This window comes from Streptococcus sp. CL6.22, assembly GCF_049738055.1.
GTDB lineage: Bacteria > Bacillota > Bacilli > Lactobacillales > Streptococcaceae > Streptococcus > Streptococcus mitis_DJ.
Map to the genome: position 1 here is coordinate 1 of NZ_JBKOTV010000028.1, position 840 is coordinate 840.

General features: G+C 40.8%; 1 protein-coding gene. It reads left to right on the forward strand.

Features of this window, described 5'->3' with window-relative positions; all coding sequences use genetic code 11:
* Window positions 1-792 (forward strand): DUF1542 domain-containing protein (locus ACLNCW_RS09760; RefSeq protein WP_424846211.1); only part of this gene is annotated, 792 nt, incomplete at its 5' end.
* Between the last annotated feature and the right edge of the window lie 48 nt (window positions 793-840).

Sequence of the window (840 nt, forward strand, 5' to 3'; positions counted from 1 at the left end):
ACTAAGCAATCCATCAACGAAGCTTTGAAAGCTAAGAATAATGAGATTGATGCTCGTACAGACTTAACAGATGAGGAGAAAACTGCAGCAAAAGCAGAAGCTAAGGCTAAAGCCGATGAAGCGAAATCAGCCATCGACAACGCAACAACAAATGCAGCAGTCGACCAAGCTCAGTCAATTGGAACAATAGAAGTAAACTTAATTAATCCAGTAGCAGTAGCGAAGACAGAAGCTAAGAAAGAAATCGACGATGCTTTGAAAGCTAAGAACGATGAGATTGATGCTCGCACAGACTTAACAGACGAAGAGAAGACCGCGGCTAAGGCTGAAGCGAAAACCAAAGCTGATGCAGCAAAAGCAGCCATCGATAATGCCACAACCAACTCAGCAGTCGACCAAGCTCAGTCAACTGGTATTGAAGAAGTGAACTCAGTCAATCCGATTGCACAAATTAGACCGGCAGTTGGATCAAGTGCTGGAGTTCATGTAAACTCAGCTAATCCAACTTCTAAAGAAAAACCACAGGAAAAACAAGCAATAGACCAAGTATTGAAAACTGATGAAGCCAAAGCTAAAGTGAAAGATAGTGTAGCATCTCCTATCTCACAACTTGAAAATGAGAATCAGCAAGTAGCTACTAATCAGCGTGTAGTGGCTAGAGAATTGCCAAATACAGGTACAACAGAATCCATAACAGCAATTGTTGCAGCAACAGCTAGTGCGATACTTGGTTTTGGTCTTATTGCTCGTCGTCGAAAAGAAGATGAAGAAGACAAATTAGAAAATCAGTAACGATTTCTAACAGTTGCAACTCCTTTTTTGAGACTAAGTAGATAATAT